The organism is Streptococcus pseudoporcinus LQ 940-04 (genome assembly GCF_000188035.1).
GTDB lineage: Bacteria > Bacillota > Bacilli > Lactobacillales > Streptococcaceae > Streptococcus > Streptococcus pseudoporcinus.
Map to the genome: position 1 here is coordinate 1677942 of NZ_AEUY02000005.1, position 21283 is coordinate 1699224.

At 37.0% G+C, this 21283-nt stretch carries 15 protein-coding genes, 1 pseudogene and 1 CRISPR repeat array; of the genes and pseudogenes, 1 reads left to right on the plus strand and 15 read right to left on the minus strand.

Annotation, left to right across the window (positions count from 1 at the left end; translation table 11 throughout):
- Positions 1 to 71 precede the first annotated feature (71 nt).
- Positions 72 to 1904, minus strand: coding sequence for a translation elongation factor 4 (gene lepA / locus STRPS_RS09605; RefSeq protein WP_007893031.1), 1833 nt, complete (start codon positions 1902 to 1904; stop codon positions 72 to 74).
- Positions 1905 to 2551: 647 nt separating this feature from the next.
- On the opposite strand from lepA, the gene STRPS_RS09610 reads away from it, so the two are divergent.
- Positions 2552 to 4360 carry a GBS Bsp-like repeat-containing protein gene (locus STRPS_RS09610; RefSeq protein ID WP_007893045.1) on the plus strand — a complete coding sequence of 603 codons (1809 nt, stop codon included), beginning with the start codon at positions 2552 to 2554 and terminating at the stop codon, positions 4358 to 4360.
- A 22-nt stretch (positions 4361 to 4382) separates the two neighbouring features.
- On the opposite strand, the gene STRPS_RS09615 is transcribed toward STRPS_RS09610, so the two are convergent.
- From STRPS_RS09615 to STRPS_RS09680, 14 genes and pseudogenes are all read right to left on the minus strand, one after another.
- On the minus strand, positions 4383 to 4985 hold the full coding sequence (locus STRPS_RS09615; RefSeq protein ID WP_007893368.1) for a DUF3862 domain-containing protein: 603 nt from the start codon (positions 4983 to 4985) through the stop codon (positions 4383 to 4385).
- Between the two features lie 553 nt (positions 4986 to 5538).
- On the minus strand, positions 5539 to 5979 hold the full coding sequence (locus STRPS_RS09620; protein WP_007893301.1) for a GtrA family protein: 441 nt from the start codon (positions 5977 to 5979) through the stop codon (positions 5539 to 5541).
- A 1258-nt stretch (positions 5980 to 7237) separates the two neighbouring features.
- Positions 7238 to 7672 (minus strand): nucleoside-diphosphate kinase, encoded by a 435-nt coding sequence (gene ndk / locus STRPS_RS09625; protein WP_007893116.1) that lies wholly within the window; start codon positions 7670 to 7672, stop codon positions 7238 to 7240.
- A 97-nt stretch (positions 7673 to 7769) separates the two neighbouring features.
- A CRISPR array of direct repeats spans positions 7770 to 8398; the repeat unit is 36 nt; unit sequence GTTTTGGAATCATTCAAAATAACATAGCTCTAAAAC.
- Positions 8399 to 8498: 100 nt separating this feature from the next.
- Positions 8499 to 9161: pseudogene (gene csn2 / locus STRPS_RS09630) on the minus strand (type II-A CRISPR-associated protein Csn2).
- On the minus strand, positions 9151 to 9495 hold the full coding sequence (gene cas2, locus STRPS_RS09635; protein ID WP_037598961.1) for a CRISPR-associated endonuclease Cas2: 345 nt from the start codon (positions 9493 to 9495) through the stop codon (positions 9151 to 9153). Before cas2 ends, csn2 begins: the two are co-directional and overlap by 11 nt.
- Positions 9492 to 10358 carry a type II CRISPR-associated endonuclease Cas1 gene (gene cas1, locus STRPS_RS09640; RefSeq protein ID WP_007893416.1) on the minus strand — a complete coding sequence of 289 codons (867 nt, stop codon included), beginning with the start codon at positions 10356 to 10358 and terminating at the stop codon, positions 9492 to 9494. Before cas1 ends, cas2 begins: the two co-directional genes overlap by 4 nt.
- Entirely contained in the window at positions 10358 to 14482 is a 4125-nt protein-coding gene (gene cas9, locus STRPS_RS09645) for a type II CRISPR RNA-guided endonuclease Cas9 (RefSeq protein WP_007896501.1), read from the minus strand. Before cas9 ends, cas1 begins: the two co-directional genes overlap by 1 nt.
- Positions 14483 to 14842: 360 nt before the next feature.
- Positions 14843 to 15484 carry a TIGR01906 family membrane protein gene (locus tag STRPS_RS09650; RefSeq protein WP_007893218.1) on the minus strand — a complete coding sequence of 214 codons (642 nt, stop codon included), beginning with the start codon at positions 15482 to 15484 and terminating at the stop codon, positions 14843 to 14845.
- Positions 15484 to 16248 carry a TIGR01457 family HAD-type hydrolase gene (locus tag STRPS_RS09655; RefSeq protein WP_007893122.1) on the minus strand — a complete coding sequence of 255 codons (765 nt, stop codon included), beginning with the start codon at positions 16246 to 16248 and terminating at the stop codon, positions 15484 to 15486. The genes STRPS_RS09650 and STRPS_RS09655 overlap by 1 nt, the downstream gene beginning before the upstream one ends.
- Positions 16249 to 16258: 10 nt before the next feature.
- A complete protein-coding gene (locus STRPS_RS09660) occupies positions 16259 to 16993 on the minus strand; it encodes an acyl-ACP thioesterase domain-containing protein (protein WP_007893378.1) in 735 nt (244 codons plus the stop codon).
- A gap of 10 nt (positions 16994 to 17003) precedes the next feature.
- On the minus strand, positions 17004 to 18134 hold the full coding sequence (gene hemW / locus STRPS_RS09665) for a radical SAM family heme chaperone HemW (RefSeq protein ID WP_007893043.1): 1131 nt from the start codon (positions 18132 to 18134) through the stop codon (positions 17004 to 17006).
- Between the two features lie 44 nt (positions 18135 to 18178).
- Positions 18179 to 18847 (minus strand): GNAT family N-acetyltransferase, encoded by a 669-nt coding sequence (locus STRPS_RS09670; protein ID WP_007893430.1) that lies wholly within the window; start codon positions 18845 to 18847, stop codon positions 18179 to 18181.
- Between the two features lie 66 nt (positions 18848 to 18913).
- On the minus strand, positions 18914 to 20266 hold the full coding sequence (gene glmM, locus STRPS_RS09675; RefSeq protein ID WP_007893065.1) for a phosphoglucosamine mutase: 1353 nt from the start codon (positions 20264 to 20266) through the stop codon (positions 18914 to 18916).
- Positions 20267 to 20324: 58 nt separating this feature from the next.
- Complete coding sequence (locus STRPS_RS09680) at positions 20325 to 21281, minus strand: CdaR family protein (protein ID WP_007893270.1); 957 nt, start codon at positions 21279 to 21281, stop codon at positions 20325 to 20327.
- Positions 21282 to 21283 lie beyond the last annotated feature (2 nt).

A 21283-nucleotide genomic window follows, 5' to 3' on the forward strand; every position in this document is an offset into this window, starting at 1 on the left:
TCTTATCCTCTTTCTCCCAACTTATCAATAGGTAAACAATAAAAACCCACCATTGCAGTGGGTTTCATTTCTTATTTTTTACTATCTTCATCCATTGATAGAACGCTTAAGAAGGCTTCTTGGGGAACTTCTACAGAGCCGATGGCTTTCATCCGTTTTTTACCAGCTTTTTGTTTTTCTAAGAGTTTACGTTTACGAGAAACGTCCCCACCATAACACTTAGCCAAAACGTTTTTCCGTAAGGCTTTGATGTCAGAACGAGCAACAATTTTTTGACCAATAGCTGCTTGAATTGGCACCTCAAACTGCTGGCGCGGAATAATCTTCTTTAATTTTTCAACAATTAATTTACCCCGCTCATAGGCAAATTCTCTGTGAACGATGAAACTCAAGGCATCAACTTTTTCAGCGTTGAGCAAGATATCCATTTTAACCAACTGTGACTTACGGTATTCTGAAATTTCATAATCAAAGCTAGCATAGCCTCGAGTCGATGATTTTAGCTTGTCAAAGAAGTCAAAAACAATTTCTGCCAGAGGAATCTGATAAATAACATTGACGCGGTTATCATCAATATAATCCATGGTCACAAAATCGCCGCGCTTCCTTTGGGCTAATTCCATAACGGCCCCGACAAATTCCTGAGGAACCATGATTTGCGCCTTGACATAAGGCTCTTCGATACTATCAACCTTAGTTGGATCTGGAAATTCGGACGGATTTGATACTGCAAGCATGTCACCATCTGTGGTATTAATGTGGTAAACCACAGACGGCGCTGTCATGATTAAATCAATATTGAACTCACGTTCCAAGCGTTCTTGAATGACATCCATATGAAGGAGGCCCAAGAAACCACAACGAAAGCCAAATCCTAAGGCTTGAGAAGTCTCTGGTTCAAACTGCAAACTGGCATCGTTTAACTGCAACTTCTCCAAAGCTTCGCGAAGATCGTTGTACTTATTGGACTCAATAGGGTAGAGACCAGCAAAAACCATAGGATTCATTTGTTTATAGCCGTGCAAAGGTTCAGCAGCGGGATTGTTGGCAAGCGTGACAGTATCACCTACACGGGTATCTGCCACGGTCTTAATAGACGCAGCAATATAACCCACGTCTCCAGTCGCTAAAAATTGGCGGCCTACTGTTTTTGGCGTAAAAATCCCAACCTCCGTAACATCAAAGGTTTTACCATTAGACATCAACTGAATCTTATCACCAGGCTTAACAATACCATTGATAATGCGAACCTGTAAGATGACCCCTCGATAGGCGTCATAAGCAGAGTCAAAAATCAAGGCTTGTAAGGGAGCGTCCACATCGCCACTTGGAGCAGGAACCTTATCAACAATTTGTTCCAAGATTTCTTCAATGCCTATCCCCGCTTTGGCCGAAGCCAAAACAGCTTCAGAGGCGTCTAAGCCGATCACATCTTCGACTTCCTGACGGACCCGCTCGGGATCAGCAGCTGGTAAATCAATCTTATTAATAACTGGTAAGATTTCTAAATCATTATCCAAGGCCAAATAAACATTGGCCAAGGTCTGGGCTTCAATCCCCTGTGCTGCATCAACAACCAAAACTGCTCCCTCACAGGCAGCCAAGGAACGAGAGACCTCATAAGTAAAATCAACATGGCCTGGAGTGTCAATCAAGTGCAAAATATAAGTTTCACCATCTTTAGCAGTGTAGTTTAACTCAATAGCATTAAGCTTAATGGTTATTCCACGTTCTCTCTCAAGATCCATAGAATCCAAAAGTTGAGCTTGCATTTCCCGCGAAGAGACGGTTTCCGTCTTTTCTAAAATACGGTCGGCTAAGGTTGACTTTCCGTGATCAATATGAGCAATAATCGAAAAATTTCTGATTTTTGCTTGGCGCTGTTTCAATTCTTGACTATTCATTTTTTATTTCAATTCCTATACACATTTTTCGTTATCCCTTATTATAGCAAAAAAGTGCCAAGACTGCTATAAGAATAACAGGTCAAAGCCTAGGAGAATTGTGATTAAGAAATGTGATTCTTTAATTAAATACCTATCATATGATAAGCTAGCTGTTACAAAAAAAGGGGACAACATTCCTTAACTATTCTGATATAATTGCTTTGATAAAGAAACCAGCCCTGACTAGAGAGGTTTGGTCGACTAAAAGTTATTAAGACAAGCGAGAAAAAAACTGGCAATACTAAATTTGTCTATCTTTGTCATTGTGATCGGCCTAGTAATTGCTATTGTAAACTTAAGCAAAGAAATAAGCGCAAACTTTGACCAGTTCGGTTATTTTTAAGATAAATAAATAATCAGTCACCTTCTTAGAAGGTTCACTCAAGCAGTTGTTGGAAGCAACTGCTTGAGTCTTTTTTAGTGACTTTTAGACTATATATAATAGTGCTCAGACCAATTTTTATTTATTATTGGGGGCGATTTGCCCGGGATAAAATGCACAATTGTCTAATATAAAAAAACTTCTCTCCAAAATTTTTTCCCAATTGACTCCTAATAATAAAACAATTAAAATTAATTTGAAAAAAATTAAAGGAGAATGTGTTATGTCTAAACACAAAGCTTATCTGGCAACTGCTGCTCTACTTACTTCTTTATTATTAAATAATAGTATTATTAATGCAGATAGCACCAATAATACGAATTCAGGGACGCCACCTACTTCCTCAATGCAGATACCTCCTAGTAGCTCTGTAAAGGACAATTCCTCTGCTTTAGATACGACTACAAGAACTGAAACTACTACTCCTCAAGCATTAACTAATATCACTCCAACAATTAATGATTATGATTCTCACTCAGATACTTTCACTGTTGAGGCAAAAGGCGATTCTACCACCAAAACGATCAAAGGTTTTAGAGTTGCGATTTGGTCTGAAGAAAACGGTAACGATGACCTAAAATGGTTTACTGTGGACAGAATAACTAATAACTCAGCACAAGTAAAATTTAATGTTAAAGATTTCAACTACAAACCAGGTAATTATATTATCCATGCCTATATTGATTACACTGACGGGACTACTTCAGGCACTAACTTTGGAACTCGAAATATAAGCGTTTACAATCCAACAATAACATCTGATATTAATAATATTATGATAAGGGCCAACCGAGCAATTCCTGCCGGTGTCGAAGGGAAAGTTGCGATTTGGTCCAAAGCAAATGACCAAGACGATTTAAAATGGTACACAATAAAACCGGATGGAACATTGGATATTCCATTATCTGAATTAAAGGGTGGCATGGGTGACTATAATGTGCATGTCTATTTTAACCAAGACAATCAAAAGGTGTATGGTTTAGCATCGACTGTAACCATTAATCCTGTTCCTCAATCTTTGTCTATTAGTAAAAAAGATAACTTAACTTATGACCTTATATTATCTAATGTTCCAAGTTACTACAAAGATATTAATATCCCCGTTTGGTCAGAAGCTGATGGGCAAGATGATCTTGTATGGACTGCTGCAACTAAAATATCAAGTAATCAATATAAAATAACCATTAACTTAAGAGATCATAAATATAACCTTGGTAAATACAATGTGGGGGCTTATGCCACAAATACCATGACTGGAAAAACGAATCAAGGACTTACTTCTACTACCTTTGAAACAGATAAAACATTTGTTGGAGTAGACAACTATAATGGTATTAACGGGAAATTTGATGTTGTTGCAAGTCCTGTCGACAATGAAAAAGCAGTTAAAGCTATAAGAGTAGCTGTTTGGTCACAAGCCATGCAAGAGAATTTATTTTGGTATCAAGTAAATGAAAAATCAGCTAACGGTCTCTTTACTGCTCACGTTGATGTAAAAAATCATAAAAATATAGCTGGAACATATCATGTTGCAGTATATGTGGATCATACAGATGGAAGTACAACTGGCTACAACCTTACAGACCAACAATTATCTTCAGTTAAACTAGGGGTCAGCTATTCAGGAGTTAATTCTTATACCTTCCCTGAACAATATCGTGGGCTTCTTGCAAACCCGCTTCCTAATGGTCAAACATATCCTGGTAATGCCTATGCACCTGGTCAATGCACTTGGTATGTTTACAATAGATTTGCTCAATTAGGTATTAACATCTATGCTTATTTAGGAAATGCTAACCAATGGCCTAGCAATGCCCTAATTCAGCACTACGGTATTGGCAAGACTCCTAGAGTTGGAGCTGCGGTTATTTTCCCTAAGGATGGGAATGGTTGGGGTCATGTAGGTTTTGTAGAACACGTGAATGCTGATGGCAGTTTCTTATTCTCAGAATCTAACTACAACAATGCACTTTATCAAGTGCATTGGAGAGAAAGCTGGGTAACAAGTGATTTAATCTTCATCTATCCATAATAAAAAGGGCTTACTGCCCTTTTTATTTTATTCCTATTTGATTTTTTTGAGTCAGTTTTCCATCTGTAAAATTTAGAGTCATATTTGCTTTATCATTCTCACCCTTGATGTTGGAATACCATACACCAGTAGTTTGTTCACTTCCATTCATGACCGTGGTTGCTAATTCATCAGGTTGACCATATTTATCAGTAACAATTTCATAACTTGTCTTTGTTTTTATAGCATCAAAGTCATCAAGACTAATAACCTTGTCTCTTTTATATAAAAAACCAGTAATGGCCTTACTAACAACCTTATTATTTATAAAACCAACATCAATCCTTACTTTGCCAGTTTTCCACATCAGAGTTTCTACTGTATCATTTTTTGTTGCTGATGTCTCTTTACCTAATAATTTGACAACTTCATCTTTAGAGCTGCCGTCTTTACCACCTTTATTAAAATCCCCTACCTTAACATGTGTTAAAGAGTTTTTCATTTTTTCGCCCTTAGTCATCTTTTTCGCCGATTTTTTAACAATTTTGCTAGTAGATATGTTTCCTTTCGAAGCATCTGTAGAAGAGCAAGAAACTAATGTTAGCGAACTAATGATTAATAAACCATATAATAAGTTTTTCTTCATAGGTATGGAGCCCCTTTCTTAAACTATTTTTTATTATATCACATATGATTTAACTTACTTATTAATAAAAGTAAAATGCCTACCTAACAAGAATCACGCACATGATGCTTGTTAATATTTTCTTCTAAACAACGAACAGTATTGAAAGTCTTCAATTGGTCTCTTTGTTAACTCAGAAAGTAGTTTGATAGCCTCTTTCCTAGCTTTTGTTTGTCGTTTCTTAAATTGGCTAACTGCTGATCCCGATACCTGTCAGCTTTTTGTCAACTCTTTTTAACTCAAACTCAAACTGTATCAAGTTACTGAAAAATCGTTTTATTTTGTCCAAAATAAATTTCCATATTGTTAATACGCAGTCCTTTTTTTGAACCATTAGCTTCTCAATAGTTTCTTTGTAGGCAATCCTTAAATTTCTTGCCAGGGTCCTTATATGACTTAATGAGAGATTGTGTTTTACACAAGTAGCCTTAAATGACCAATAAACGACTCCATTAATAAGGGTCTCTGAACTCTTTGGAAGCTAGATTTTTTTTAAACTATAATTTTGTCCCAGTTACAAAGGACTCTTATCTCTAAATACGAATAATTTACTTAAGACATAGTTCAATACAATAATTAATACTTGTCCCAACAGTGTTTCAATCGTGTTAACCATGTGAATATCATTTTTTACAAATTGGCCGATAAGATAAGGAAACTTCTCTACCAATAGATATGCCAAGGCGACGTCTAAAAGTAAGGTAAGTAATCTAGCAGCAAAGAACTTTATCAGACGTTTAAACCAGCCCTCTCGTGCCTGTTTAAAGACAATAATATCATTCGTCACAAAAGCAAAAAGAATGGATATGATGCTTGCTAAAGTGGCTGATAGACTTGCCAGTGTGGTTAGGTTAAATATAATCACGCGCATAATCACGTAGACTAATGTGGTCATCACACCAAAAATCAAATATGATATAACTTCATTGTTTAAAAACTTCTTTATCACTTTCATCACTACTATTTTTCTTTCTTTTCTAGGCAGCCTACCCGCCTATTTTTAGGATATTGACATTAGGCCTTTCTTCTGTTTGCCCTAGGGCTTTCTCGTTTTGTTTATACTGGATTGCTCACGCTAATATGTCTGGAAACATTTCATCTACTTGTTTAGTTCTTTCAATATAAAACAGAAGTTGTAAAATCAAACTATTAAGAAGTTGAAGAAAGCTAAGATAAAAATGACAGAAAGAATATGGGAAGGCAGTTCTTTTGCCGACACAAACTTGCTTAATGAGTTGTTATTGATCTTATCCCAAACTCTTAAATTGCGATCAGAACAGTAAGTATGATACTTATAGTCAAAACGATAAATAGACTTCCCCTCATTATACACCATAATACCCGCAACTATAAAGACATAAATAGATATTGTAAAAAAGTAAGCAAACTAAAAGGGGTAAAACATCGTTCAGTATATACCCTTTCTTTAATATCAGCCACATTACAACCGAAAATAGCAATTCCCTAACTAAGGAAAAGTAACAAAAGGAAGCAAAACAGAAACCAAAAAGCTTCCTTCCTACGCTTTATGCAAACCTTATGTAGTTCATTAGGTTCATATAAGTTAGCTTTAGCTCATTCACATTTAGTATTGTTATCATACTTTTCTTTAGTGCTGATGCTATCTCTTGAATTAAAGCAGTATTTTTATTTACAAGGCCATAAAACTAAGAAAATAGTACTACTAAGAAGAGCTAACAAAAACAATAACCTGTTAGCATTGAAAACTTTTGACACATAAACTCTGTAATCAGAATAACTAAGTAAGCCACAAGCCCCAAAATGAGTCTCTAAATCGGGAAAAGATAGTTGCTTTTCCGCTCAGATATCTTATTGTCGGATATTTTGTCAGTTCTTTTCTTAGTCATAGGTAAAAAGGCAACACTTTTCTGTACCGATTCTTCAAGCACTGCTTCAAATACTAACACTTCGGTTTTATCCTAATAACTGAAACGGAGCATGTTCAGCCAACGACAGATAGATGAAATACTGTATTTTCCTTTGTTAGCAGTATTGCTTTCCTTTTTATGTCATACTTTTACTCCTTTAGCTCTACAATTGGCCTAAACACCTTTATTATATCGTGTCTGGAATTATTTTGGTGTAAGCACCGCTAGCACCCGCTGATGTGAATGGTTGATTATTTCCCACCTTCTGTGTGAAACGGTCTAAAAGACACACAAAGCGAAAAACGATAGAGTTCATCTACCGTTTTAGTTACTGTCTTCAGTTGCCCCACCAAACCAAAGTTCTATTTCACGCCGAGCAGAATCTAGTGAATCAGAACCATGAACACAATTCATCATCGGAGCATTAGCTTCCGGCGCCTGAGCAAAATCTCCACGAATGGTCCCTGGCAAGGCATCTTTGGGATTGGTTTCTCCCATCATAGTACGCCAAGACGCAATAACATCACTACCTGAAAGTATTCCGATTAAAAGAGGACCGCTCATCATGTAATCAAGCAAAGAAGGGTAAAAAACTTTACCTCTTAGATGCTGGTAATGACTATCCAAAAGCTCGCGACTTGGTCTTATCATCTGCAGTTGCTCTATTCTAAACCCTCGTCTCTCAATGCGCCTTAAAATCTGCCCCATTAATCCCCGTTGAACACCATCAGGCTTTATCATAAAAAATGTCTTCTCCATTAACAGTCTCCTCTTATTTTTTACCATTATAGCAAAAAATGTAAGGGTTTGCATAGAAAAATCAACAAGCCTTTATCACTGATAACGTTAAATCACCTCATTGGAATTATTCAAAATAATATAGCTCTAAAACACTCCAGTTCCAGATCCAACTCCAGATCCAGTTTTGGAATCATTCAAAATAACATAGCTCTAAAACTTACTCATTAAGTATATCATGAAAAAAGAGTTTTGGAATCATTCAAAATAACATAGCTCTAAAACTGGTTGCTACGAGTAAACTCAGCACGTAAGGTTTTGGAATCATTCAAAATAACATAGCTCTAAAACTCATACTCCAACCACATTGAGATTTTATCAGTTTTGGAATTATTCAAAATAACATAGCTCTAAAACGTTCTGCCGATACACGATTGAGCGCCAGCTGTTTTGGAATCATTCAAAATAAGATAGCTCTAAAATTATTTATCTTTTTACCAAGCTGATTTACTAGTTTTGGAATCATTCAAAATAACATAGCTCTAAAACCAGTTTAAACTCGCTGTTATGAAGCAAGTCGTTTTGGAATCATTCAAAATAACATAGCTCTAAAACCTCAGTTAATTCTGGGCGGTTTTTTGTGTGGTTTTGGAATCATTCAAAATAACATAGCTCTAAAACAAAAAATTGTACCTGCAATGGAAAGACGAAGTTTTGGAATCATTCAAAATAACATAGCTCTAAAACCTCGCAGAAAATTTTTCCGCGAAATTCATACTCACACTATTTATCCAATACAAATCCTCAACTTCGAAGAATTCATTTTTTAAAGTTACTTCCTCATCTATTATACCATATTGTAATCTAAAAGGAAAAAATCATCATCTAAAATATATTGTGGAAAATCATATAATTGACGGGGTTCTAAAAATAAAACACACTCTTGCGATAAGTCAATATATTCAAATAATTGTTTTTACTCTTCTTGATTAAGGTAAGAGCCGCAATTAACAAAAATAAGTAATTTTTTCTTATTTAGATATTTGAAAATTTGAAGAATTTCAAGGCATTTCTCAAAGATAGTATCGCTCCTTGTTTCAACTTTAACTCCTAAAGCTTTAATCAATTCAAGAACAGTAATCTCATCATATTCTAAGTCAAGTTCATTTTCCAGATATTCAAAGGCAATTAATTCTGTGATAGTTGCTGCTAACTTATCAACCATTGATTTCACTTCTGGCTTTTCATTTAGTTGTTCTTCCAAATCTGCATGAACCATTTTTAATAATCCAGGCGCATTCACATCATAGCCTAAAACATCTGTTATAATCATTATTTCTGATTCCTTTAATGCTTTTAATTTTTTGTCAAACAATTTCAAATGACTTGTTTCTGTGTATTGATAAAAATAGCTAACCAAAGTAGCATAAAGTGAAACATTTTCAATAGCCAAAATAGTATGTGATTCAAGTGGTAACGGCTGGTCAAGAATTGGTAAATTAAGATTCATCACAATAGTCTTCACCTAGAAAAATAATGCGACTATCAGAATTTGCGATAGCTGTATTTCTGCTGCCATTCAAATAAATCATTCGCGCAAACTGTTTTTCTGTAACTGTCAACAAAGTAATAGTTCCTTTTTTAGGATTATTTTCTTGAAGCCGGTCTATCATAGCTAGGTTAGCAGAATTATTAAGCAGTAATTTACTATATATTGAAAATTGGTGCATTATAAACCCTTCACTTAAAAGAAATTTACGAAATTTGCGATATGCTTTCCGATCATCAACTGTATCTGTTGGCATATCAAACATAAGTAACATACGCATATACCGATAACTCATATCCTAAATTTAGGAACTCCTTCTCCTCCGTTATTAAGCGCTTTCACAACTTTCTTGGTATAGTCACTAACAATATTCGATAAATACATTTCTTTATGATAATAACTATAGGTATTTGAAAAAATTGCAAATAGCTGCCGTTTCATCTGAACAAAGCTAAGACTTCTATTCTCATAAACAATCTGATCAACAATTGGCCGAAAGGGTTCCATGATATCACTAGCAAAATTAAAATGATTGAATTGATTGGAGTGTTTCAAACCAAATTGCGTCATACAGCCAGTCATAACCAACTCACGCGCAAACAGACTCAATAAAAGGGTATAACCATAATCTAAACCGGCATTAATCACATTATCCTGATGTCTTGAAAAATCTCTTCCAAAAAGGGTGTTAAAATAAATACGTGCTGAGTGCCCCTCACGATTACTTGGATCAAAAACTTCCAAACCATTGTATAACTCAATAATAGACTGTGATTTTTCATAGTAACCACAGGCACCTAAAAATAAACTTTGATTTAGTATTTTTTGTGCTATAATCTGAGTCCAGACCTGTGCCTTTAAATCATTACTCCAACTGATTTGCTTAGATAACTGTAAACTTGAGTCATGTCGACCGTAAAATGGTGTTAAAACAGCTGTTGGTAATCTTTTATCATCGCAAAAAATAACAAGAACATTTTCATCTACTAGTCTTTTTATAAGCATAGTAGTCAAAACAATATCAGTTGTCTCAAGTAACAAGACATCTATCTCGGACAGGTGGATTAATTCTGTCCGAGAAGTATCCTTAAATATTAAATGATTATTTTTATAAGATAATTTTGAATGTGAATTTACCACAAGAGTTCGCCAACCCATTAGTCACCTCCAAATCGGCTTAAATCAATACGCGTTTCATATAAGCCTGTTATTGATTGCTGAATCAATATACCATTTAAGACATCACTTGATGTGGTATACCGCTTACGATCAATTGTCTCATCAAAAAATACAAATGTTGATGGAGCACCTAGACTAGTAAATATAAATAAATTCAGCATATTTAAGGCTTGCTCATTTATGCTATAGGCCTCTTTTTTCTTATAGAGGCTGATAATTTTTTTTAAGTTATTTTCTGCTTTAATATAGCAAGTCGCATGCTTCACAACAATATCCAAAATCTCATCGAAATAGTGTAGGTGTTGCTCAACAAATAGTTTCTTTTGTTGCTCACTCTCTATTTTAGATGATAACTTATCGTAACGTGAAGCCAAATATAAAAACTTCATATATTTTCCAGATAAGGCTAATTCATTGCCTTTTTGGAATTCATTAGCACTAGCTAGAAGCCGTCTTCTACCATTTTCCAGTTCAAATAAACTATATTTCGGCAGTTTGATAAGCAACTTTTCTTGAATATCTTGATAACCTTTCTTTTCTAGAAAGGCAATATTATCCTTTTCGTACTCAGCTTGTTCCATAATAGTAATGCCAACTATTTCTTTAACAGTCTTTAATTTCTGAGCTTTTCTTTTAGCAACCTTAGCAACAACAAAAATTGAATAAGCAGTATTTGGGCTATCAAAACCACCATATTTTTTAGGATCCCAGCCTTTTTTACGTTCAATTAATTTATCAGAATTACCTTTTGATAAAACGCTCTCTTTTGAAAAAGCACCCGATTGAATTTCCGTTTTCTTGACAATATTTACCTGCGGATAGGATAAAACTTTTCGGATCGTTTTAAAATCCTTGACCTTATCCCACACTACCTCGCCAGTCTCTGTATTTGTTTCAATTACCGGTCTTTTCATAAGAGTCCCATCTGCTAGACTTAGTTCCTCTTTAAAGAAATTCATGATATTAGAGTAAAAGAATACTTTTGCGGTGGCTTTTCCTAGAGATGGATCTGATTTGGATATTAATTTTACTAAGTCAAAGTGCTTATAATCGCCATAGACAAACTCAGCTTCAAGTTTCGGATATTTTTTAAGAAGGGCTGTCCCTACAACCGCGTTAAGATACGCATCATGGGCATGATGATAATTGTTGACTTCACGAAGTTTATAAAGACCAAAATCTTTCCGAAAATCTGATACTATTTTAGATTTTAGGGTAATAATCTTAACATTTCGGGCAAGCTTTTTGTTTTGATTACTTTTTGAATTAAAGCGGCTATCTAATAGTTGAGCAACATGTTTTGTAATTTGTCTCGTTTCAACAAGTTGCCGTCTAAGGAATCTCGCTTTATCTGAATCCGCCAGTCCTCCACGTTCTGCTTTTGTTAAATGATCAAATTTTTGTCGTGAGATAGCGCCATTGGCAAGCTGTCTTCGCCAAACCCTATCTTTCATATCCCTAACAACTTCTATACTTGGAACATTATCTGATTTACCTCGATTTGCTTTTTGTGTTGTTAGCACAAGATTATCAATTGAATTATCCTTGATAAAACTTTGCGGAATAATGTGATCAATATCATATTGACTTAGATTATTAATATCTAAATCTTGCCCTGTATACATATCTTTTCCATCTTGTAGCAGATACAAATATAAACGATTGTCTTGAAGTGTTAAATTAGTTATCCTTTCGCTATTATCTTCTAAAATCCTGCTTCCTGTCTTTTTATGTACCTCTTTAATTTTTTTTAATCGCTGACGCGCATTTTTTAGCCCTTGGGCTGTTGTCTGATTCTCACGAGACATCTCAATGACAATATTATCAGGATTATGTCCCATGACTTTTACGATTTCATCAACAACTTTTAAACTCTGCAAGATTCCTTTCTTTATAGCTGGGCTACCTGCCAAATTTGCTACTGCTTCTGTCAGACTTTCTCTTTTAATAGCTTTTTTCTGTGCATCATCAATTAATTTTTCAAAGTCTAATGAGCTATCATTAATTAATTGTATAAAATTACGATTAGCAAAGTCGTCAGCTTTTAAAAAGTCTAGAATCGTTTTACCACTTGCTTTATCTTTCATGCCGTCTATTAATTGTCGAGATAATCTCCCCCAGCCTCTATAGTGACGTTTTCTTAATTTCTTTAAGACTGATTTTTCAAAAAGGTTAGCATATTTTGCTAGACGCTTTTCAATCAGTTTTTCATCTTGGAAAAGCGTTAAAATTAAAACAATTTCTTCAAGAATTTCTGCATTTGCTTCATCATCTAAAAAGGCTTTATCTTTGATTATTTTTAGTAAGTCATTATAGGTTCCTAAAGAGGCATTAAAGGCTCCCTCAACTCCCGTAACATCAACATTCTCAAGACCTTCAATTTGACTAAAATATTTTTCTTTTAAGTCTTTGACTGTCACCTTCCGAGTTTGCTTAAATAAATGGTCAATAATAGCTTCTTTTTGTTCAGCAGATAAATAGAGAGGTTTTGTCATATTTTCTGCTATGTACTTAACTTTAGTAAGTTCATTATAAACTGTAAACATTTCATAAAGCGGACTATGCTTAGGTAAAACCTTTTCTTCAGGCAAGTAAGTATCGTAGTTAGTCATGCCTTCAATAAAAGCTTGTGCTGAAGCCTCTTCGTCGACCACATCTTTAAAATTCCAAGGAGTAATTGGCTCATCTGATCGTCGTTTTAGCCAAGCAAAAGAACTATTACCTCCTTTTGCAAGAGGACCAACATAATAAGGAATCCTAAAGCACAATAATTGTTCAATTTTTTCTTTCTGTTCTGCTAAAAAAGGATAATATTTCTCTTGACGTCTTAAAATAGCATGAAGTTCCTTAAGGTGGATTTGATGAGGAATAGAGCCATTATCAAATGTCCTTTGTTTACGTAAAAAGTCATCACGATCAATTTTAGCTAGAAATTCATCTCCTCCTTTTAATCTTGAAAGAATAGGTTTAATATATCTGTAAAAATCTTCTTGACTGACCTTCCCTTCAATATAGCCCGCATAACCATTTTTCTTAGCATTAGAAAAAATTTCCCAGTATTTTTCTGGCATCTGCTCTTTAACTAATTTCTTCAAGAGAGCTAGATCTTCCTGATGCTCCTCATAACGTTTAATCATTGAAGCTGATAAGGGAGCTCTTGTATTTTCATCGCTTAGTGTCAAAATATCCGAAAGAAGAATAGCATCTGACAAATTCTTGGCAGCAAGAAATAAGTCCGCATAGTGATCGCCAATTTCCGCTAATAAATTATCCAGTTCTTCTTCATATGTATCCTTGGTAATTTGTAATTTAGCATCTTCTGAAAGACCGAAATTAGACTTAAAGTTAGGCCTTAAGCCTAGAGCAAGTGCTAAGAGGTTGCCAAATAAACCATTTTTCTTTTGACCAGGAAATTCAGAAATCAAGCTTTCTAATCTTTTAGATTTACTTGTTTTTGCTGTTAATAAGGCTTTTGCATCACACGTTTCTCCCGCAATAGGTTCCTCTTCAAATAAGAGATTATAAACAGTCACTAATGCTATAAATAATTTTTGGACATCTGTATTTTCTGAGTTTAATTTCCCTTCAATTAAAAAGTGACCTCTAAACTTAATGATATGTGATAGAGCAAGGTAAATCAGTCTTAAATCTGCTTTTTGATCCCTATCAGCTAGATCTTTTCTCAAATGATAAATAGTCGGGTAAGTCTTGTGATAGGCTCTTTCTTCTTTACTATTTCCAAAAATAGGGTGCTTATCAAATGCTTTGTCTTGATAATAGAAAAAAGACTCTGATAAGCGTTGAAAAAAAGTATCATCAACTTTAACCATCTCAGTAGCAAAAATATTCTGTAGCTGGCATAACCGGTATCTTCTTCTTGTATACCTTCGTCTATTTGTTCGTTTTAAGCGTCTTGCTTGCGCTGTTTCACCACTATCAAACAAAACTGTTCCTAACAAATTTTTTTTAATGGTCTTACGATCAGTATTTCCAAAAACAGTCATTTTTTTAGCAGGCACTTTGTAATCTTCATTAATAACAGCCCAGCCGACACTATTTGTCCCTATATCCAAGCCAATTGAATAGGAATATCTTTTTTTCATGAAACTCTCCTTTATTTTTGTTATCGCTTACATTGTACCTTTTTACTCGTAAAAAAACAACCTTTAAAAGGGTATATACTACCTTAACTCTTTTAAAATAGCGGGAATATCTTTGATAATTAATACGATATCTTTTATCAGAACTAAAATCGGCTGGTACTCTTTTATTTTTTTCTTGACAAATTAATGAATACAGGTTATCATTGATGTATTGGAATTATTCAAAATAACATAGCAACAAGTTAAAATAAGACTATTCGTCAACACCTTGTAAAAGTGCGCACCGATTCGGTGTTTTTTTTGTGCCTGCTTCTGGATGTGAGCCTAACCTGCATTGATACTACTAAAAAAACAAGCACTTCAACGCGCTTGTTTTTTGTTTCTGTCTATTTTGCTACCTAGCCAGTAAAGACCAAGCAGGAAGGCTTCATAGAGCGTAAAAAAGAGGATAAAGCAATGCATGAAAAAGCTTTCTGGCAAAATCCAAATAACAGGATCCGTCAAAGGATCAAAGACCCAGTTATCCTTACCCGCAAAAAGAATTTTATGGAAGAAGACAAAAAACTGGTCAAATCCTAAAAAGGTTGCAAAAAGAGCAAGGGCAAAGGGCAATAAGATAGCCATTAGGAGCTGCCGACGAAAGAGTCCTAAGCTTTGATGCTTGATGGTTTGACTAAGAAATAGCAGAGCAGGAATGCTAGTGACCAGAAAGAGAGCTTGTGTCAGTTGAAAGAGGCCTTTGACATCAGCAAAATGGGCTAGGCCGGCTTTTGAGGCTGTGAAACTAGCAAAATGCAAGTCCTTGACCAAGGGGTTGGTCAAGTATTGCATTAACCCATTAAAGTTGTTAAGAATTGACTTTTTTGTCATATAGACGGTTTGACTAATCTTTAAATAATCCACTTCCAGTGGATAAGCTAACCAAGCCAAGTAAATGGTTAAAAGAACTGATGCTGACAAAAGCCAGATAAAAGTGCTTACTAAACTAACTTTTTCTTTCATCACACGTCCCACTCATCTAAACTAGCGACAACATGATGAGGTTGAGTAGGCAAGGTCGCCACTTCTTCAGGCTTAGTAAAGCCTGTTGTCACCAATAAGGTTGCGATATCATTTTGGATACCAGCCATAATATCTGTCAAATAATTATCTCCCACCATCAGAGCCTCTGAACGATCAACCCCTAAAATGGCTAAGGCTTTGTTCATAATAATAGCATTAGGTTTCCCAATAAAAACAGGCTGAACGCGAGTTGCTGCTTCTAATAGGGCCACCAAAGAGCCTGCACCCGGCATCAGTCCTCTTTCAGTTGGGATATTCAAGTCAGGATTAGTGCCAATAAAGAGGGCACCTTTAGCAATAGCCAAGGTCGCCCTTGCTAACATATCATAGGTTACTTGCGAGTCCAGCCCAACAACAACATAGGCTGGATTTTCTGTGTCTTCCTGATAACCAGCTTCGGCAATGGCCGTTTTTAAACCCGCCTCACCAATGACATAAGCCGTCTTACCACGCTTCATGTCATTCATATAATCCACAGTCGCCATGGTCGCCGTATAAATGCTCTCCAAACTAGTCTCAACCTGAAACTGTTCAGCCAACATGGACTGGATCATCTCCGGCCTCCTCGTGGTGTTATTAGTGACCAGTAGATAAGGAATCCCCTTTTGCTGCAAGCGTTTGATAAAGTTTTCACCAGCTGGAATTCTCTCTTTTCCTTTGTAAATAGTTCCGTCTAAATCGATTAAATAGCCTTTATAGCTCACTCTGTCCTCCTTATTTTTCAATCTTTTGCCATTGAATAATGGCTTGCGCATTGACCTGACCATCTGAGACGATTTCATGTCGTGTGGTTAAATCCTCTTGCACATAAAGTGACCTGATCTGGCCACCTGGTGCTACTTCTTTAACATACTTAAGACGTAAACTGACAGGATTATGGTGTCTAAGGAAATCATAGCCCAGACTATCATAAATCCAATCTAGGTATTTGCTATTGTTAACATGTCCATTCATATCAATATCAAAATAACGGACATGGTAGTCTTTTGACTTAGGGTTTTCTAAGGGTGCTGCTTTAAAAGCACGCCTTATCTTCTTAACAAACTCGGTTTGGTAAGGCGCCACCACTTCTTCAGGAATGGGGGCTACCTTACGAGTCTCAGGATTCATCAGGGCAAAGTAGGTTAAAATATCAGCCAACTGATTGCCCTCTTGGTCATAGATATCAAACTGACGGTAACAGAATAATTTGTTGTAGGAAAGGGCTTCTGTTTGAATGGTGATGGTTTCATTAAAAAGGGGTAAACGCTTAATCTTAACTTCATAATCAGTGATAATCCAGACCAATTGAAACTGTTCTAAAAGATAAGCGTCGCTACGGCCTAAGAGCTGTGATTGGCGGCCTGAAACCGTCAAACAGTAGGCTAATAATAAAGGCAACTTAGCATCGTGCTTAACATCACATAAATCAAAAGGCATGGTAAAGCTTTCTTTGTAGGGTAATCCCATCTTTATTCTCCTATTTCAAGATAAATTTTTCAGCAACCGAGTCTCCTAAGAAGAGGCCTCGTCTGGTCATACGCACTCTTTGCGGGTCATCAACCAAAAGGCCTTGAGCTACCAGTTCCTCAACTATCCGACCATACCTTTCTTTAAAAGTAAAAGGAAATTTCGCTTCAAATTGAGCAATGGAAACACCTGTTTTTTTTCGCAAGCCTAAAAAGAGTTCTTCTTCCATCATCTCCTCTAGGGTCAAAACTTCCTCTGTCAGACGGGCATTGCCTGCTTGAACGGCCTTGAGGTAGTGTTGGATAGGCACACGATTACGATACCTCATCCCGTCTAGATAGCCTGAGGCACCTGCGCCACAGCCATAATACTCATCATTGTTCCAGTACATGAGATTGTGCTGGCTGTAGTAACCAGGTTTGCCAAAGTTAGAAATTTCGTAGTGTTCAAAACCATGAGCTTCCATCTCTTGGATAATGTAGTCAAACATTTCAGCTTCTAAGTCCTCAGTTGGCAGGTTTAGTTTACCACGTCGCATCTTGTTCATAAAAACAGTGTGGTGTTCTAAAATCAGGCTATAAAGACTGAGATGGGGGATATCTAAAGCAACGGCCTTGGCTACATTTTCTTTGACTTGCTCAAGGGTTTGGCCCGGCAAGGCATAAATCAGGTCAATGGAAATATTGTGGAAACCAGCGGCCTTTAGACTGTCAATAGTCTCATAAATCTGAGCTTCATTGTGGCTCCGACCAATTTGTTTAAGATGCTTATCATTGAAGGTTTGAACACCAAGCGACACACGGTTGACAGCCGATTTTTGTAAGACAGCAATCTTTTCAGCATCAAGGTCGCCCGGATTGGCCTCAATGGTGAATTCTTCCAAATTGGCTAGATCAAGGTCACGGGTCAATTCTGTCAAGAGATAGTCCAATTGTTGAGCACTAATAGCTGTCGGTGTCCCCCCGCCGATGTAAAGAGTTTTTAAGTGCTTAATCTGGTAAGAACGAAACTCAGCAATAAGAGCCTGAAGATAAGCATCCACAGGCTGGTTTTTGATAAAGACTTTAGAAAAGTCACAATAATAACAGATTTGGGTGCAAAAAGGAATATGTACATAAGCCGAACTTGGTTTTTTAATCATAGTCTTATTATACCATTTTTACGGGATAGGTCACAGGACTAAGATCACTTCTTAGAAAGGGAGGGAGCACTCACAAGCTTAGTCATTCTCACAAAATCATAGACAGCACCATTAGTCACCTGATCAAAATGCCCCTCCTCCTCATAGCCACACTTAAGGGAGAGCCTCCGCCCCCTTTGATTAAAAGCAGCCACATTTACAACCAGCTTCTCAACCTGATAGGTCGCTATCACATAGTCTTCAATAGCTTTTAGGAAGTCTGGACCATAGGATTGCCCAGTCCACTCTGGTGCCATACCTAAACCTATCTCCAAGTCCTCACCCTGTTTTTCAAAGGAGGCAAAGCCAAAGAGAATCCCATTTCGAATCACCTGTACATAAGCCTCTTGACCAAGATCTGGCCTGAGCATTTTCTCATACTCATCTAAAGCAGCAGTCAGATTATAAAAATCATAGGGACTTGGGTACTGCCAATCATGAGCAATCCTTTCAATAGCCTCTTGACTAAGGGGCATCAGATAATACCAAGGTTTATCCTGCCAAACCTGAAAAAGTTTACTAATATACTTAAGTCGCCTGCCCTGGATAGCATAATCCTCTGTCTGATAGATGTAGTCTATGTAACCTTTTTGATATTCAGGGATAATGGCCCTAAAATAGGCAGAGGCTTTGGGATCTAAGCGCCTAAGAATGTCTTCTCTTTTACTATGCAAACTTGTCTTCTCCTTTCTCTTGTCATGTCCTTATGAAAAAAGTGCCGTAAAGACGACACTTAGAGATTAAGCAATGCCAATTTCACGACGAACAACGTCAGCAATGGTGTCAACATAATAATCAACAGCTTCATCAGTTGGGGCTTCAGCCATCACCCGAAGCAATGGCTCTGTACCACTTGGTCTTACCAAGATACGGCCGTTGCCCTCCATCTCAGTCTCCATTTTTTCAATGATGGCTGCAATGGCTGGAACTTCCATGGCCTTATCTTTCATGCTGTTTTCAACACGGATATTGACTAATTTTTGGGGATAAATGGTCACTTCTGCGGCTAATTCTGACAGACTTTTACCTGTTTCTTTCATGACCTTGGTCAATTGAATAGCTGTCAGCTGCCCGTCACCAGTTGTGTTGTAGTCCATGATGATGACGTGACCAGATTGCTCGCCACCAAGATTATAGTGTGAGCGACGCATCTCTTCAACCACGTAACGATCACCAACTGCGGTGACAGCTTTCTTAATACCATGCTGATCCAAGGCTTTATGGAAACCGAGGTTTGACATGACTGTTGTGACAATGGTGTTTTGCGCAAGGAGACCTTTTTCTGATAGATACTTCCCAATGATAAACATGACTTTATCACCGTCAACAATCTCCCCTTTTTCGTCAACAGCTATTAAGCGGTCACTATCCCCATCAAAAGCCAAACCAATGTCCGACCCATTTTCAAGGACCAAGGCTTGTAATTGTTCGGGGTGTGTTGAGCCGATGCCATCATTGATGTTTAAACCGTCTGGACTTTCGCCAATCACCGTGATATCAGCCTGCAAATCAAGGAAGATATCACGAGCTGTGGCTGATGCTGCTCCATTAGCTGTGTCTAAGGCCACTTTCATGCCTTCTAGGTCAAGCCCTGTTGACACTAGGAATTTTTCATATTTGCGTAAGCCTTCTGGATAGTCAACCAGACTTCCCAATCCTTGAGCACTTGGGCGAGGAAGATTATCTTCTTGAGCATCAAGTAAGGCTTCAATTTCTAGTTCTTGGTCATCAGCTAATTTAAAGCCGTCACTACCAAAAAACTTAATGCCATTATCAAGCGCTGGGTTGTGACTAGCTGAAATCATAACGCCTGCGCTAGCATTTTCAGTTCTCACTAAGTAAGAAACACCGGGAGTCGCTAAAACGCCTAACTTGTAGACTTCAATCCCTACTGACAAGAGGCCAGCAATTAGGGCAGATTCAAGCATTTCACCAGAAATCCGTGTGTCTCTAGCGACAAATACTCTAGGGCGCTCTGTTTCATGTTGGCTGAGCACGTAGCCACCAAAACGGCCTAGTTTGAAGGCTAACTCGGGTGTTAACTCAACGTTAGCTTCTCCGCGGACACCATCTGTTCCAAAATATTTACCCATAATTTATCCTTAAGCGTTAAACGCTTCCTCCGTTTCAATTTTCCTTTGATATTATCTATTATTTCTTTTTGGTTGTCAACTGAACAGTCACCGAGGTCGGTTCTATCGAAACGTCATCAGCCTTTAAGACAACTGTTTTATTGCCATCTTTAGTGACGTCTGAAATATCGACTTCAGCTAGGATCTCATAAATGTTATCCAAGACTTCTCTTGGTCCAGAGATAATGGCTGTTTGTTTTGATAATTTCGGTGTAATGGCACTGAGATTACTGTCTAGATGACCGACCATAGATAGTCTAATAGGAACTTCTTTTGTTATCTTTTTAATAGCCACCTTGAGGTTGGTTTTAGCTGGGCTAATGGAGCTTGCTAAAACAGTGCCATCAGCAGAAACGGCCTGCAGAGTAACCTCACCACTATAGTCAGCCGATAGTCTAACATCATCAGGTAGCTTGGCCACAACGTGATCAATCATATCAATCTTAGACTCATCACTAGTTACTTCCACCTTACGAAGACTCGTTGAGATTTCAGCAATCTCATAGCCTGGGGTGATTTGCTTAGGATCGGCGCTGCCACTAACGGAGAATGTTTTGGTTTTCTTTTTGCCGATGGTCACGGAAATCTTATCAGGGGTCACTTTAGCCGCTACCCCTGAAGGGAGGTTAGTCACCTTTAAGGGGACCGTTACCTTACCTGGACTACTATCACTAAGGTCAGCCACGATTTTAAAATTACGGGTGTCACTGTTGACTTCGGAATCGAGCTTGATCCGGTTCGTTGAGGTCAGATAGACTTGAGCCGCATAAGAATACTCACTAATGAAGTATTTATCACTGTCATATTTAAGGTCAATCGGGACATCTGTCAGGCTGTGAGTATAGGTTTCAATCGGGCTATAAATTTGACTGTTGGTGTTTCGCACATTACTAGAGGCTGCTGTCAAAAAAAGTGCAACCGCAAAAAAGATTGACACTAAACCAAGCCATAAACGACTGTTTAAAAATTTCTTCATCT